General features: G+C 64.6%; 14 protein-coding genes. 5 read left to right on the top strand and 9 right to left on the bottom strand.

Features of this window, described 5'->3' with window-relative positions:
• Window positions 1–134: 134 nt before the first annotated feature.
• Complete coding sequence (locus tag ACTUWL_RS00530; RefSeq protein WP_021079885.1) at window positions 135–2,147, bottom strand: hypothetical protein; 2,013 nt, start codon at window positions 2,145–2,147, stop codon at window positions 135–137.
• 223 nt (window positions 2,148–2,370) lie between these two features.
• Between ACTUWL_RS00530 and ACTUWL_RS00525 the strand changes: the two genes are divergently transcribed.
• Together ACTUWL_RS00525 and ACTUWL_RS00520 are read left to right on the top strand one after the other, a co-directional pair.
• A complete protein-coding gene (locus tag ACTUWL_RS00525) occupies window positions 2,371–4,680 on the top strand; it encodes an NADP-dependent malic enzyme (protein ID WP_021079886.1) in 2,310 nt (769 codons plus the stop codon).
• A gap of 101 nt (window positions 4,681–4,781) precedes the next feature.
• Window positions 4,782–5,234: a DoxX family protein gene (locus tag ACTUWL_RS00520; RefSeq protein ID WP_021079887.1), complete on the top strand. Its 453-nt coding sequence runs from the start codon at window positions 4,782–4,784 to the stop codon at window positions 5,232–5,234.
• 113 nt (window positions 5,235–5,347) lie between these two features.
• Here ACTUWL_RS00520 and ACTUWL_RS00515 read toward each other — a convergent pair whose 3' ends face one another.
• The 4 genes from ACTUWL_RS00515 to ACTUWL_RS00500 all read right to left on the bottom strand — a co-directional run bounded on the left by ACTUWL_RS00515 (window position 5,348) and on the right by ACTUWL_RS00500 (window position 9,475).
• The gene (locus tag ACTUWL_RS00515) at window positions 5,348–5,905 is read right to left on the bottom strand and encodes a hypothetical protein (protein WP_021079888.1); all 558 of its coding nucleotides are present in this window, start codon (window positions 5,903–5,905) and stop codon (window positions 5,348–5,350) included.
• 20 nt (window positions 5,906–5,925) lie between these two features.
• Entirely contained in the window at window positions 5,926–6,909 is a 984-nt protein-coding gene (locus ACTUWL_RS00510) for a polysaccharide deacetylase family protein (RefSeq protein ID WP_106939940.1), read from the bottom strand.
• A gap of 164 nt (window positions 6,910–7,073) precedes the next feature.
• Window positions 7,074–7,643 carry a glutathione peroxidase gene (locus ACTUWL_RS00505; protein WP_035651863.1) on the bottom strand — a complete coding sequence of 190 codons (570 nt, stop codon included), beginning with the start codon at window positions 7,641–7,643 and terminating at the stop codon, window positions 7,074–7,076.
• An 80-nt stretch (window positions 7,644–7,723) separates the two neighbouring features.
• Complete coding sequence (locus ACTUWL_RS00500) at window positions 7,724–9,475, bottom strand: L,D-transpeptidase (RefSeq protein WP_021079701.1); 1,752 nt, start codon at window positions 9,473–9,475, stop codon at window positions 7,724–7,726.
• A 261-nt stretch (window positions 9,476–9,736) separates the two neighbouring features.
• Here ACTUWL_RS00500 and ACTUWL_RS00495 point away from each other — a divergent pair, with 261 nt between their 5' ends.
• Window positions 9,737–10,267 (top strand): CreA family protein, encoded by a 531-nt coding sequence (locus ACTUWL_RS00495; protein WP_106939939.1) that lies wholly within the window; start codon window positions 9,737–9,739, stop codon window positions 10,265–10,267.
• A 43-nt stretch (window positions 10,268–10,310) separates the two neighbouring features.
• Here ACTUWL_RS00495 and ACTUWL_RS00490 read toward each other — a convergent pair whose 3' ends face one another.
• Window positions 10,311–10,538 carry a hypothetical protein gene (locus tag ACTUWL_RS00490; RefSeq protein ID WP_035651835.1) on the bottom strand — a complete coding sequence of 76 codons (228 nt, stop codon included), beginning with the start codon at window positions 10,536–10,538 and terminating at the stop codon, window positions 10,311–10,313.
• A 436-nt stretch (window positions 10,539–10,974) separates the two neighbouring features.
• Between ACTUWL_RS00490 and ACTUWL_RS00485 the strand changes: the two genes are divergently transcribed.
• Both ACTUWL_RS00485 and ACTUWL_RS00480 read left to right on the top strand, forming a co-directional pair.
• Window positions 10,975–11,124 carry a hypothetical protein gene (locus tag ACTUWL_RS00485; RefSeq protein WP_168470986.1) on the top strand — a complete coding sequence of 50 codons (150 nt, stop codon included), beginning with the start codon at window positions 10,975–10,977 and terminating at the stop codon, window positions 11,122–11,124.
• A 141-nt stretch (window positions 11,125–11,265) separates the two neighbouring features.
• A complete protein-coding gene (locus ACTUWL_RS00480; RefSeq protein ID WP_291733886.1) occupies window positions 11,266–11,571 on the top strand; it encodes a hypothetical protein in 306 nt (101 codons plus the stop codon).
• Window positions 11,572–11,622: 51 nt separating this feature from the next.
• On the opposite strand, the gene ACTUWL_RS00475 is transcribed toward ACTUWL_RS00480, so the two are convergent.
• From ACTUWL_RS00475 to pdxR, 3 genes are all read right to left on the bottom strand, one after another.
• A complete protein-coding gene (locus tag ACTUWL_RS00475; RefSeq protein ID WP_021079696.1) occupies window positions 11,623–11,868 on the bottom strand; it encodes a DUF6719 family protein in 246 nt (81 codons plus the stop codon).
• 11 nt (window positions 11,869–11,879) lie between these two features.
• A complete protein-coding gene (locus ACTUWL_RS00470) occupies window positions 11,880–12,029 on the bottom strand; it encodes a hypothetical protein (protein ID WP_021079695.1) in 150 nt (49 codons plus the stop codon).
• A 157-nt stretch (window positions 12,030–12,186) separates the two neighbouring features.
• Window positions 12,187–13,680 carry a MocR-like pyridoxine biosynthesis transcription factor PdxR gene (pdxR, locus tag ACTUWL_RS00465; protein WP_021079694.1) on the bottom strand — a complete coding sequence of 498 codons (1,494 nt, stop codon included), beginning with the start codon at window positions 13,678–13,680 and terminating at the stop codon, window positions 12,187–12,189.
• Window positions 13,681–13,728: the final 48 nt, after the last annotated feature.

Genomic DNA, 13,728 nt, shown 5'->3' with positions numbered 1-13,728 from the left:
GCGCGATTTCGAAATATTAGAAATATATCTCCGATTTGCCCGACGTGTCAAGCTGGCGGCCGCTATCGACAGCTGGCGGCCGAACACCAGTAGCCGCCGGCTCCTTTGCATGGGGTTGTTTTTCGATATTTGGCTTACAGCCCCGTCGAGGCCTCGATCTTGAATTGCGCCAGCGCCGATTGCGGATCGGTGTTGAGCAGCTGCATCAGTTGAAGCGCCGGCGCCTTCGCGCGCGGGGTCAGCTTGATGACCAGCGTCTGCCCCGGCGTCTCGATGAACTGGCTGATGGCGGTGATGAGGGCTGTCGCATCCGGATTGCCTACGCCGATCGCATCGCCCTGCGCCTGGATGCTGTCGAGGATGGCCTTGCGCGCCTCGTCGCGGCCGACGTTCCGGGTGCGGGCGAACTGGGCGACCGCGAGGTCGATGACGCCGAGGTCGTGGACAACAAGCTCGATCGTGCCGGTCTCGATCTGCGCGGCCGCGCCGAGGGATTCCGCTGCACTGGTCGAGAATGCCTCGCGCGACACGTTGTCGAGCGCCACCCTCGCCGACGCATTGAGCAGGCCCGCCATGTCGAGCTTGACCGGCTCGAGCGCGAACGAGCGTGACGTCTCGGTCCAAGCGGCGCCGAGATCGGCATCGACCGCCATTCTGTCGATCCCGGCGGCGACCAGCGCCTGCTGCTGCGGATCGGCTGCATCCAGCGGTGCAGCCATCTTCGCGACCAACCTCAGCTTGCTGGGGATCGTTCCGACGAACTGGCCCCAGTCAAGGCTGAACACATCGATGTTGACCGGCTTGCCGGTGGCCTTGTAGGGCGAGGTGACACCCTTGATCTCAACGCCCTCGATCAGCGGAAACAGCGCCAGCGCCTGTTCAGGCGACGGTTTCTGCCCGGCGAACTGTGCCGACAGCCGCATGAGGCTCGCGACGTCGAGCGCCTTCAGCGCGAAGCGTCCGACCTTGAAGGGGCCGTTCGGCGCATTGCCGTCAAGTCCCTCGACCGCGAGCTCACCGATCTTGCCGTGTTCGAAGTTGAACCGCATCGAGGACAGCTTGAGCGGGCCCTTCGGCGTCTCGACCGAGAGCCCATGCATCTCGGCATTTCCGATGGCGGCGCCCGAGTAAAGGCTGGCGACCTTCTCCAGCAGTTCACGCGCCTGGGCCGGAGACGGCGGCGGGCTCCCGGGAGGCGGGACCATCGTCAGCAGCGCCGGCAGCTGCATCCGCGACGGGTTGATCCTGACGTCGTCGATGGCGATGCCGTCGAGCCGCATGTTCAGGCCACGCGTGGCTGTGACGGCATCGGGCGTCACGGTGATGACATAGGGACCCGCCGAAACATGCCCCTGAACCCGATAATCCCGGTCGTCGTTGGTCTTGGCCGGATCGAAGATCGCCGCCGTCGCGCCGACGTCGATATCCGTCGCGACGATATTGGCGAGCTCGCCGGTCATCTTGATCGGCTTGCCTGCGGCCGTCTGGTTGATCGTGAACGCCACCTTGCCGGTCTTGCTCGACGCGATCTTTCCGTCCTTCATATTTTCGATGGCAAGGCCGGAGTAATCGAATGTGCCACCGGCACCGTCGCCGACATGGGCGGCGGCACTGAACGCCATCGATCCAGTCAGGCTGGGGGCGGTGACCGATGAGGCGTTGATGCTCGCGAGCTGCGCGAACCCAAACCGGTACAGTTCGAAGATCGACGACGAGGCGGGGAGCTGCGGCAAGCCGGCCGGACCGGAATAGTCCTTCACCGTGATCCGCGGCGCCTTGTAGGTTATGGAGGCGATCGTGGGCGTCGGGCTCGTCACCCCGATCTCGACGTCGCCGAATTCGACGTTGCTGGCGGAGACCCGCGCCGCGTCGGTTTGACCGAGGCCTGCCATCGTGAGGCTGGCGATCTTGACGCTGACCGGAGATTGCGTCCCCGACTCAGTGGTGATGTCCGAAATCGTGAGGGTACGGCTCTTGGTGTCGAAGGCGATCTTGCCATGGCTCGCCTTGGCGCCGGCGGCACGGATCTGCTCGAAGGCAGCCTCGACGTCGCGCGTGACCCGGCGTTGGGCATAGAGGTCGAAACCGAAATAGCCACCGGCCGCGATGACTGCGACGGCGATCAGGCCGAGCAGAATTTTCTTCATTCGGTCAACTCCGGATCATCAAGGGAAAAAAATTGCCAACCGGCGGTCGGAAGGTGCAGCATCGACGGACGGGCCTGCCCGGGCCTGTTGACGGGGATTGTATCCGATGTTGCATCCAAGCGGCTGGACATGCTTCACATCCAGCTCGATTTGCCGGACAACTGACTTTTGCCTGGATTAGCACAGAAACAAGAAATTTGGGCCGGAAACGCGGGGAGCATGCATGTCGTCATCGTCCGAAGAACTCCATAATGCAGCGCTCGCTTACCACCGGCTGCCGCGGCCGGGTAAGCTCGAGATCCAGGCGATCAAGCCGCTGGCCAACCAGCGCGACCTGGCGCTCGCCTATTCGCCCGGCGTCGCCGCCGCCTGCACCGAGATCGCCAACAACCCGGCCGAGGCGGCGACGCTGACCGCCCGCGCCAATCTCGTGGCGGTGGTCTCGAACGGCACTGCGGTGCTCGGCCTCGGCAATATCGGCCCGCTGGCCTCCAAGCCCGTCATGGAAGGCAAGGCGGTGCTGTTCAAGAAATTCGCTGGCATCGACGTGTTCGACATCGAGATCAAGGCCGACACGATCGAGCGCGTGGTCGAGACCGTCGCCGCGCTGGAGCCGACCTTCGGCGGCATCAATCTGGAGGATATCCGCGGGCCGGAGTGCTTCGAGATCGAGACCCAACTCAAGGAGCGCATGAAGATCCCGGTGTTCCACGACGACCAGCATGGCACCGCCATCATCGTCGCCGCCGCGATCGTCAACGGCCTACTGCTGAACGGCAAGCAATTGAGCGATGTGAAGATCGTCTGCTCCGGCGCCGGCGCTGCCGCGATCGCGACCCTCAACCTGCTGGTCTCGATGGGAGCACAGCGCAAGAACATCTGGGTCTGCGACATCGACGGCGTGGTCTATGACGGCCGCAACACCACGATGGATCGCTGGAAGGCGGTCTATACCCAGAAGACCGACGCACGCGTGCTGGCCGATGTCATTCCGGGCGCGGACATCTTCATCGGGCTGTCGGCGCCGGGCGTGCTGAAGCCCGAGATGGTCAAGCAGATGGGGGACAAGCCGCTGGTGATGGCGCTTGCCAATCCGGTGCCGGAAATCATGCCGGAAGAGGCGCGCGCGGCGCGTCCTGACGCGATGATCTGCACCGGCCGTTCGGACTATCCGAACCAGGTCAACAACGTGCTGTGCTTCCCTTTCATCTTCCGCGGCGCGCTCGACGTCGGCGCCACCGCGATCAACGAGGCGATGAAGCATGCCGCGGTGGATGCGATCGCGCAGCTCGCGCGCGATCCGCCGTCGGATGCGGTGGCCCATGGTTTCGAGAGCGGTGAGACGCAGGGCTTCGGCCCGGGCTCGCTGATCCCGAGCCCGTTCGATCCGCGCCTGATCCTGCGCATCGCGCCGGCCGTGGCGAAGGCGGCGATGGAGTCCGGGGTTGCAACGCGGCCGATCAAGAATTTCGACGAATATTGCGCCGAGCTGCAGCGCTACGCGTTCCGATCCGGCCTGACCATGAAGCCGGTGTTCGCCAAGGCCAAGACCCAGCCGGTGCGGGTAATCTACGCCGAAGGCGAGGATGAGCGCGTGCTGCGCGCGACGCAGGTGGTGCTGGAGGAAAAGCTGGCGCGGCCGATCCTGGTCGGCCGCCCATCAGTGGTCGAGACCAGGATCAAGCGCTTCGGCCTGTCGATCAAGGCCGGCCGCGATTTCGACCTCGTCAATCCTGAGGACGATCCGCGCTACCGCTCCTATGTGCAGTCCTATATCGACCTTGCCGGACGTCGCGGCGTGACGCCGGAGGCTGCGCGGACGGTGGTCCGTACCAACAACACGGTCATCGCGGCACTGGCTGTGTCGCGCGGCGAGGCCGACGCGATGCTGTGCGGCGTCGAAGGCCGCTACATGAGCCATCTGCGCCATGTCCGCGAGATCATCGGCTTCCTGCCGGGGGTCAGCGACTATGCCGCATTGGCGCTGATGATCACCTCGACCGGCGCCCATTTCCTCGCCGATACCCAGGTCCGGCCGAATCCGAGCGCGGAGGAACTGGCGGAAGTGGCCTCGCTTGCGGCGATCCACGCGCAGCGCTTCGCCTTCAAGCCGAAGGTCGCCTTCGTGTCACATTCCGACTTCGGCAGCTATGATACGGACTCCTCGCGCAAGATGCGGCGGGCCACCCAGCTCCTCAAGGACAAGCATCCGGAGATCGAGGCGGACGGCGAAATGCAGGGCGACACCGCGCTGTCGGCCGCGGCGCGGCGCATGGTGCTGCCGCAATCGCGGCTCGAAGGCGAGGCCAACATCCTGATCATGCCGAACCTCGATGCCGCCAACATCGCCTATCAGATGATCAAATCGCTGGCCAATGCGTTGCCAGTGGGGCCGATCCTGATCGGTCCGGCGCGCCCGGCGCACATCCTCACGCCCGGCGTGACCGCGCGCGGCATCCTCAACATGACCGCGGTCGCCGCGGTCGAGGCCCAGGAGCGTGCCGGCCGCGCGCAGCCGACACTGTTCGGTTGAGCAGGGGACTCAAGACGGATTCGATTTGATCGAAGCAGGCTGGGCGGCCATAATCGTCGCGCCTGCTTCGTCTGATTTCTGCCATCCAGTGAGGCCGACCCATGCCAGCATTGATCACCTTCGGGCGGATTCTGTTCGCCGTGCTGTTCCTCTATTCGGGAGCAAGCAAGCTGTTCGGCATCCAGGCGACGGCGGACGTGCTCGCGGCCAAGGTGACGATTCCTGCGATCGTTGCGCCCTATGCGCAGCAGATCGAGACCTTTGTCGGCATGCCGTTCATGCAGCTGCTGGCGATTGCGGTCGGTTGCTTTGAGATCCTCGCCGGGCTGATGATCGCGGTGAACGTACTGGCGCGGTTCTTCGCGCTGCTGCTGATCATCTTCGTGTGCGTCACCACCTTCTACTTCCACGATTTCTGGAATCAGCCGGCGCCCGACAACCTCAGGACGCTGATCGACGCGCTGAAGAACCTGTCGCTGATCGGCGCGCTGTTCATCATCGCCGGCTACGGCCGCGGCCCGCGCCGCGACGATCCGGCGTATGGGGATGTGTAGGACAATGCGCAATTGCGTAGGGCGGATTAGCGAATCGTAATCCGCCGACCGGCACATTGGGTGCGAGAGGCGGCGGGTTACGCCTTCGGCTAACCCGCCCTACGAGAAAGTCTTCAACCTGCCCGCCGCCACGGTGTGACGCTGACGTCGTGCTCTGCGTCGATCAGCTGCGGCGCGCCGGGGTGCAGGCCGTGCGCTGATAGCACCTGCTGCGGGGTGCGCGCAGGCACGCCAGGAAAGCACGGCTCGCCGTCGGGGATGCGCACCTTCCACGCGACCGAGAGCCAGAACGTGTCGTAGCGGTCCATGAACATGCCGAACACGCGGGGACCGCCGATGATCGCGACCATGCCCGAGGTCACGCCGGCCTCGCGGCGCGCCGTGTCGAACGGGCAGCCGGCAGGATTCCACAGCAGCGCCTTTGGATTGGTCGGATCGGACGCGATCGCCGCGACCTTGCCGGTCAGGATCAGGCGGCGGCGCTTCGGCGCGTTCGGCTGCTCTTCCTGGGAATGGCGGCCGTGCACGACGAGGTCGGCGCGCTCGAGCGCCGCGGTGAAGAATTCCTTGTCGCCTTCGATCTTGAGTTCGTCAGGCATCACGTTGTGCGCATTGGCCAGCCGGCCATCGGCCGAGACGATGACGAAACCCTCGATACGCAACTCAGACACCGAGACGATCGCCGGCGCTTTTACTGATCGACGGTGGTGACGACGCTGTTGACCGGCCGCGAGCTCACGGTCGGCAGCTTGACGTCCTTGGCGAGATCCTGCTCGTATTGCGGCAGCACGGTCGCCGGGAACTTGGCGCGCATCGCGACCACCTTGAAGCCGCCGGCCTTGAGCTGCGTCAGCAGCGTCGGCAGAGCTTCCGCGGTGTGCTTCTGGAAGTCGTGCATCAGGATGATGCCCTTGCCGAGCTTGGCGAGCTTCTTCATCACGGTGTCGACCACCTGTTGCGAGTTCTTCGACTTGAAGTCGAAGGAGTCGAGGTCGCAGGAGAAGATCGCGATGTTCCGGTTGCCGAGATAGGTGACCATTTCCGGCGGATGCTGCAGCGCCGGGAAGCGGAAGAACGGCGAGGGTGAGGTCTCGAGCGCCCACTTCACCGCAGCGAGGCCGCGCTCGATCTCGTCTTTCTTCTGATCCTCGGTCAGCTTCTTGTTGTTCAGGTTCTCGTGCGACCAGGTGTGCGAGCCGACGGTGTGACCGGCGGCATAGACCTGACGCAGGATTTCAGGGTGATAGGTGGCGTGCTTGCCGATCGGGAAGAAGATGCCCGTGGTGCATTCGTCCGCCAGCGCCTTCAGCACCGCCGGCGTGTTGCCCGGCCAAGGTCCGTCGTCGAAGGTCAGCACCACTTCATGGTCGCGCAGGAAGTCGAGCTGCTTGAAATGCTCGAAGCCAAAGCCCGGTCCGCCCGTCGTGTCGATCTCGACCGTGCGGGCAACGCCGAGCGCGTTCGGATTGTTGCAGGCGGCACGCGCCGGCTGAGGCGCTTGCTTCGGCGGCGCGGCTGCGGTGGCTGGCGCGGGCGCCGCCGCGGCAGGCGCTGGAGCGGCGGCCGCGGGAGCCGCTGCGGCGCCCTTGGCCGGCGGCGTCTGCTGCGACCAAGCCGCGCTCGACGCGAGCAACGATACGGTCCCTGCGAAAATCAGACCTGCTGCAATGCGCATGGCGTGTTTCCCTGCTGATCGCGTTCCGGGTGGCGGCCTTGCCGCGACCGGGCCGCTTTCGCCCCCAACTCATCGTACCCTAGTCGCAGTGGCGGCGCCAAGGCAATGAACCTGGCGGGGTTGTGTCCGAAATCCCAGTTAATTCCGGGGATTATCGGTGCTTCTCAAGCCGCCGCCAAAGCCCGTGCGATCCCGGTCTTGATACGGGTGTCGTCGGGCGTCACCGACTCAGGGAAGGCGTCGGCGATGTAGCCGTCGCGGCCGATCAGGTATTTGTGGAAATTCCAGCGTGGCACGTCCTTCGGACGCGCTTCCGCCGCCCACCGGTAAAATGGATGCGCGTTTGGGCCCTTGACCACGGCTTTCGCCGCGATCGGAAAGGTGACGCCGTATTGATGCTGCGCGGTCTCGGCGATCTCGGTCGGGCCGCCGGGTTCCTGGCTGCCGAAATCATTGGATGGTACGCCGATGATGACGAAGCCACGATCGCGGAATTCGGTCCACAATTGCTGCAGGCCGGCATATTGCGGCGTGAAGCCACAGAGTGAGGCCGTGTTCACGATCATCAGGGGATGGCCGGCATAGTCGGCCAGGCGAATGTCGCCGCCGGACAATGCCGGAAATGAGAAGGCATAGGCGGTGATCCGGCTCATCGCGGGCTGCTCGGCATGCAGCGCGCGGGAGCCTGCGGCGGCGGAGAAGGCCGCCATGATCAGTGTCCTGCGGTTCATCATGGTCTCGTCCCCGGAACGGATGCGGGGCATCATAGTCCGGCGGGCAGGCGCAGGCATTCAACAAGCCGTTATAGAGGGGCTCAGCGCAGCGGCAGGATGAAGTCGGTGCCTTCGCCGGTCTCGCCCTGGTTCACGCCGAGGTCGGAGACGATGATCGAACCGCCGGTGCCGAGCGCTTCATTGATCCGCGCCATCACGTCGGATGGAATCGAGATGCGGTCGAGTGCTTCGGCCGGGCTGTTGGTCGCCGGCTGCGGCTTGGCCTCGACCGGTGCTGCGGCCGCGACCTTGCGGCGATGCGAGGCGCGCTCCTCGACGTCGATGCGGGCGGCGTTGCGGGCCGGCAGCGTCACCACCGACCAGCGCAGCAGGTTGGCATCTGATTTGTCGGCTTCCGCGGTGAACACATGGGTGCCGAGCGGCCGATCGCTGGCCGCGATCGTCACCGGCACCTCGAACAGCGGCGCAAAGTTCTGCCGCACATAGAGCTTGGAATCCTTGCGGCTGATGAACACCGCGATCTGGCCGGCGCGCTTCGACACGTCGATCTTGGCGATGCCGGGCAACCGTGCCGGATCCTTGGCCGGATCCTTGGCCGGATCCTTGGCGATATCCTTGTTGGCGTCGGGCGCATCGGCCGCGGTTGCGGCCTCGGCGGGCTTGTCGGCGCTCTTGGTCGCGCCGGCCTTGGAAGCTTCGCTGTTGGGCGCCGCGGCGACATCAGGCTTCGCAGCATCCGGCTTCGGCTCGTCGGCCTTGGCTTCGGCCTTCGCCGGGTCGTTCGCCGAGACCTCGGTCTTTGGAGTGTCGGTGCTGCCGGTGGTTTCGCCGACCGTCTTGTCGTCGGCGGCAACGCTGCCGTTGCCGGCGGAATTGGTCTCTGCCGGCTTGTCGGCTGTCGCAGTCGCGGGCTTCGTCGGCTGCGACGGGTCCGCTGCCAGCTTCTCCGCGATGGGATCGCTCGCCGCGGCCGACGCGTCGGACATCGTCACCGACGCGCTCGCCGCCGGCATCGCGCCGCTGGCGTCGGCGGTGTGGGTATTGTCGCGCAGCGACGCGGCGGCGGCATGGCCGACGCTGCTGCGCAAATCGAGACCGGTCTGCGGCTTGTCCGCGCCCTTGTCGCTCTTGACGCCGAGCGGCGCATCCATCTTCAGAATCTCGTCCGCCACCGGCTGCTGCGGCGCGACCTTCTGCGTCACCAGCAACGGGTGCGAGAAATTCTCCGGCGAGATCGTGCCGGGCGTCACGAACACGCGGGCGCCCATCCGCGTCCAATTGTACATCTTGACCGCGAACGACATCGGCATGCGGATGCAGCCATGGGAGGCCGGATAGCCGGGCAGTACACCGGCGTGCATGGCGATCCCCGACCAGGTGATGCGCTGCATGTACGGCATCGGCGCGCCGCTGTAGATGTTGGACTGGTGGTACTTCTGCTTCTGGATGACGCTGAAGACACCCATCGGGGTCGAGTGTCCCTTCATGCCTGTCGACACCGGGCTCTCGGCGTAGAGGCCGTTGGCGTCGTAGACGCTGACCCGCTGGTGGTCGATCGAGACCGAGATGATCAGGGGACCCTGCGGCTTGCTGCCGGCCTCCTTCTCGATCGCCGGAGTCTTCTTGGCCGGGTTGCGCTTCGGCTTTGGCCGAACCGGCTGCGGCATCGGCTCGACATCGCCGTAATAGGCGGAGTCACGGTTCCAGTAGAACAGCGCTGCATCGGCTTGCGAGGAGGCGGCAATGGTGCCCGCCGCCGTCAGAATTGCAAACTGCCAGAACCGCCCATTCGCAGAATCAAAAATAGAAATCCGATGTCCGCTTGCGCGCATATTCCGAATCCCAGTCCAAACTATTCCTTGGTTGTCGCAGACGCGGAATGCGTTCACCAGCGCAAGCGATCTAACCCTTCCGTGAGCGGCGAATTTTCGACGAAAGAGTAGCAAAAAAGCCTCACAAGAGGTTAAAGCGCCCGGTCTGATCACCGAACTGTCAGCGCCTTCCTGTGCGGCGTTTGCGCACTACATAGGCGAGACCCACCCGCGGAGACCTCTATGACATCGAGAACTGTGAGCTTGTGTGACGTGCGTCGGATGTCTCGACGGGGCTGTGCGGCGCTGCTGGTGTTGCTGACCTCGTTGGTGACCCTGGGGCAGGCAGTTCCCGCGATCGCAGCCGACGAACCGGACCTGATCTTCCGCCGCTCGACGGTGTTCAAATGGGTGAGCCCCAACGACAAGCTCGCGACCTATGGCGTCGACGACCCCGAAGTCGACGGCGTCGCCTGTCACTTTACGGTGCCGGAGAAGGGCGGCTTCAAGGGCTGGCTCGGCCTCGCCGAAGAAGTCTCCGATATCTCGCTGGCTTGCCGGCAGATCGGGCCGATCCGCTTCAAGAACAAGCTCGGCCAGGGCGACGACATGTTCCGGCAGCGACGGTCGCTGTTCTTCAAGAAGATGCAGATCGTGCGCGGCTGCGACGCCAAGCGCAATGTGCTGGTTTACATGGTCTATTCGGACAAGCTGATCGAGGGCTCGCCGAAGAACTCCACGTCATCGGTGCCGATCATGCCATGGGGCGCGACCGATGCCGCCGTGCAGAAGTGCGGCGAGTTCATTCAGTAGCAGAAGCAGGGGCTTGGCCCGGGTGGTTCAAGCAACTGGCGAGCTAGCGCTTGGTTTGCCCGAACTGGTTCGCGCGCATGCTGAAGCCCGGCTTGAGCTTTGAGTCGCGGCAGCCGACGAGGCGGACCAGCTTCTGCGGCGCGCACTCATTGTCGCCCATCACATGAGCACCCTGCTGCGGCATCGCGGCGGTCATCTGCTGCCGCTGGCCGGACTTGCCGGCCACGGATTCATTGCCAACACCGATGTTGCCATTGCCCACGACTGACATCCCTCGTTGGATTGGATCGTTGGATCACGATCATGACAACGTGCCACCGCGGAGATGGTTGCACGGTGCCCAGATGAGTCGACCGAACCGTCCGCTGGTTCACGCCGCCCTTCTGCGCTGCTTCCTGTCTCAGCAGAGGAAAGTTAAGAAAGCGCGGTAGCCCACTCAATTCGCAGGCATAATCGAACCACCGACAGCCGGGTCGGTTGACCGCTCGAAATCTTGATCAGGCTGCTTTATCGAGCGCCACCATTGAAAGCATTGGGATTTTCCGCCGAATGTTTCGTCGAGCATCGGCCGACGAAACAATTCTCATTCCGACGAAACCATTTTCGGCTTGTTCCGCAGAACTCCCGAAACGGCAGATCGTTATCAATCCGTCAACACAACGGCGCCAGGCGCCGACCCGAATGACGGAGACTGTCAGATGCGGACCATGAGCCTTATCCTCGCCTTCGCCTTCGTGATGGCCGGTTCGTCGATGGCCGGGACCCCCGACAACGGTTTGCCCGGCATCGGCACCTTCTCCTATAACGGCTCGCCGGTCGTCACCTCGGCCCCGATGGTGGTGGCGCAGGCCAACTGATCGCGACGCGCAAAACAGAAACGCCGGTAAAGGCTTCCCATGTTGCTCCGAATTTGTTCCGCCGCGATGTTCGCATCGTTCGCCTTGACCGGCGTTTTGGCGGGTTCCGCGCAGGCCCAATCCCAACTTCCGCTCGAATCGATGCAGATCCGGTCGCTGTACCGGGTGCCTGAGCCGCGCGACGAATTCGTGCGCCAGTGCGCGCCGCATATGCTCGGCCGCTGGGCGCATCCGGAAGCCGTCTGCGGTTGCCTGCATGACCACGCGGCTGCGACGGTGGACGATCCCGATCTGCGCCAGGCGCTGTTGCGCGGAATCAGCGAGACCGGCGTGCCGACCATCGAGACCGATTGGGTGCCGCCCTCCAAGCAAAGCGAAATCGGCCCGACGTTCACCAAGATCGCCAAGCCGACCCTGCAATGCATGTTCGAGCCGATCTCGAACTGAGTAGCGTTTCGATGTTGGGATGAAGGAAGCGCCTCCCGACAGCGAGGCGTTTTACTTTTTGGCGAGCCGCGGCACGCAGGTGAGGGTCCGAACCACACCGGTCTCGCTCAGCCTGGAGCCGATGACCTGCTTGATCTGCCCGGCCGGGCACGAACCATCATCGACGAGGACCCGCTGACCGACCCTCAGGTCGACGATGTCGCCCTCGCGCATCAAGGCCTGCTGCGCAGAGGCGGAGTGAGCGATCGCACCAAGTGCGACGGCGCCGACCAGCGCGACCAGCCTCATGCGCAGCATCGCTGTCTCCTTCACTTGTTCTGGATCTTGAGCCCGTCGGGGCCGACATTGATCTGCAAGCCTTCGGGTTGCTTCTTCGCCTGATAAAGATTGTAACCGAGCATGCCTGCGATCACGACCAGCGCGCCGATCACGAGATACAGGACGTTGCGATTGGGCATCCGGTATCTCCTTGGGCGGACACTGACTGAACGAGCGGCGACCATAGTCAGGCGGCTCCGATTCTCCTAGAGCATGATCCGGAAAAGTGCGAAGCGGTTTTCCGAAAAGACCATGCTCAAACAACGAGCTAAAGCGCCATGACGATTCAATCCAATCTCATCGCGCTTTGGGACCTCGCGCCTTCGTGGATTGCTTGCGCGTCGCGCGCAGCGCTGTCAGCGTTGTCTTCGCCAGTTGTTCCGCCGCCGCGACGAGTTGCGGAACCGGATGACCGGAGAATCCCAGCACGAAGCCAGGCAGTGGCCGCGCGCGACGATAGGTCTCGGCGAGCAGCCAGCCGCCGACGCCTGCGGCTGCCTTTGCCTGCGCAGCAACCAGCGGGTCGGTTGCGGGATCGAGCCGCGCCACGAGATGCAGGCCCTGTGACGGCACGGGAACCGTGAGCTCACCCTCCGATGCGTCGGTAAGTGTCGCGGCCAGGACGTCGCGCGCCTCGCGATAGAGCTTTCGCGACTTGCGCAGATTGGCAGCGAAGGCACCGGAGTTCAGCATGTCGGCAACCGCGCCTTCCATCAACGTGCCGGGAAAGCGGTCGAGCGCGGCGCGCGCCGCCGTCACCGGACCGATCAAGGCCTCGGGCAGGGCGCAGTAACCGATCCGCAATCCCGGAAACAGCGTCTTGGCAAACGTGCCCATGTAGATCACACGGCGCAGATGATCGATGCCGGCAAGCGAGAGCAGCGGCGCGCCGTCATAGCGGAACTCGCTGTCGTAGTCGTCCTCGAACACGAAGGCGCCGGCGTCCCTGGCCCAGTCGAGCAGTTCGAGCCGGCGCGGCATCGACATCTGCACACCGAGCGGAAACTGGTGCGACGGCGTGACATAGGCGGCGCGCGCCTGCGGCCCGGAGATGCGCCCCTTGTCGATGCGCATGCCGGCGCCATCGACCGACACCGAGACCGGCCGATAGCCGCAATGCTCGATCGCGCGCCGCGCCGCCGGATAGCCGGGGTCTTCGCACCAGACCTTGTCGCCAGGCTTGAGGATGGCCCCGAGCACGATGCGCAGCGCGTGCAGCGTGCCCGAGGCCAGCATGATCTGGTCGGGGTCGCAGCGCAGCCCGCGCGCCGACAGCAGATGATCCGATATCGCGGCGCGCAACTCGCTGCTGCCGCGGGGATCGCCGTAGTGCAGATGCTCGGACCCGAAGGCGCGTAGCCTGCGGCCGGCAAAGGCGCGGAAGCGCTGCAGCGCGCGCTCGTCGATATGGGTGCAGCCGAGCGAGAGCGCATTGTGCTGCGGCGGCTCGATCTCGATCTTGGTGCGTCGCTCTGCACCGGCCCGCGCCGGAATCCGCGGCGCGACGAACGTACCGGAGCCAGTGGTCGCCACCGCAAAGCCGTCGGCGATCAGGCGCTCATAGGCCGTGGTGACGGCGTTGCGGCGAAAGCCGGTTTGTTTGGCCAGCATGCGCGACGGCGGCAGCGGCTCGCCCGGCTTGACCAGGCCGCCGACGATGGTGTGGCACAGAGCCTGATAGAGCCGCTGCTGCGAGGCCGCGCCCGGCGTCACATGCGGGCCGGTGAGGTCGAGCGGCAGCTCCGGCTTGCGCGCCGCTGGTTCTCGGGAATTGGTCGGAATTTTTCGCATGGAATTGGCACTATCGCAGACCAAATGAACAGCTACAACTCTGGACAG

The sequence above is a fragment of the Bradyrhizobium sp. WCU1 genome, assembly GCF_053474805.1.
Note: the sequence above shows the minus strand (reverse complement) of the source record. Positions and strands in the feature narration are given on the sequence as shown.

What these genes read in the sequence shown, in the direction of transcription:
- ACTUWL_RS00530 (WP_021079885.1), bottom strand. Translation starts at nt 2,147, where the DNA reads ATGAAGAAAATTCTGCTCGGCCTGATCGCCGTCGCAGTCATCGCGGCC.
- ACTUWL_RS00525 (WP_021079886.1), top strand. Translation starts at nt 2,371, where the DNA reads ATGTCGTCATCGTCCGAAGAACTCCATAATGCAGCGCTCGCTTACCAC.
- ACTUWL_RS00520 (WP_021079887.1), top strand. Translation starts at nt 4,782, where the DNA reads ATGCCAGCATTGATCACCTTCGGGCGGATTCTGTTCGCCGTGCTGTTC.
- ACTUWL_RS00510 (WP_106939940.1), bottom strand. Translation starts at nt 6,909, where the DNA reads ATGCGCATTGCAGCAGGTCTGATTTTCGCAGGGACCGTATCGTTGCTC.
- ACTUWL_RS00505 (WP_035651863.1), bottom strand. Translation starts at nt 7,643, where the DNA reads ATGATGAACCGCAGGACACTGATCATGGCGGCCTTCTCCGCCGCCGCA.
- ACTUWL_RS00500 (WP_021079701.1), bottom strand. Translation starts at nt 9,475, where the DNA reads ATGCGCGCAAGCGGACATCGGATTTCTATTTTTGATTCTGCGAATGGG.
- ACTUWL_RS00495 (WP_106939939.1), top strand. Translation starts at nt 9,737, where the DNA reads ATGTCTCGACGGGGCTGTGCGGCGCTGCTGGTGTTGCTGACCTCGTTG.
- ACTUWL_RS00490 (WP_035651835.1), bottom strand. Translation starts at nt 10,538, where the DNA reads ATGTCAGTCGTGGGCAATGGCAACATCGGTGTTGGCAATGAATCCGTG.
- ACTUWL_RS00485 (WP_168470986.1), top strand. Translation starts at nt 10,975, where the DNA reads ATGAGCCTTATCCTCGCCTTCGCCTTCGTGATGGCCGGTTCGTCGATG.
- ACTUWL_RS00480 (WP_291733886.1), top strand. Translation starts at nt 11,266, where the DNA reads ATGCAGATCCGGTCGCTGTACCGGGTGCCTGAGCCGCGCGACGAATTC.
- ACTUWL_RS00475 (WP_021079696.1), bottom strand. Translation starts at nt 11,868, where the DNA reads ATGCTGCGCATGAGGCTGGTCGCGCTGGTCGGCGCCGTCGCACTTGGT.
- ACTUWL_RS00470 (WP_021079695.1), bottom strand. Translation starts at nt 12,029, where the DNA reads ATGCCCAATCGCAACGTCCTGTATCTCGTGATCGGCGCGCTGGTCGTG.
- pdxR (WP_021079694.1), bottom strand. Translation starts at nt 13,680, where the DNA reads ATGCGAAAAATTCCGACCAATTCCCGAGAACCAGCGGCGCGCAAGCCG.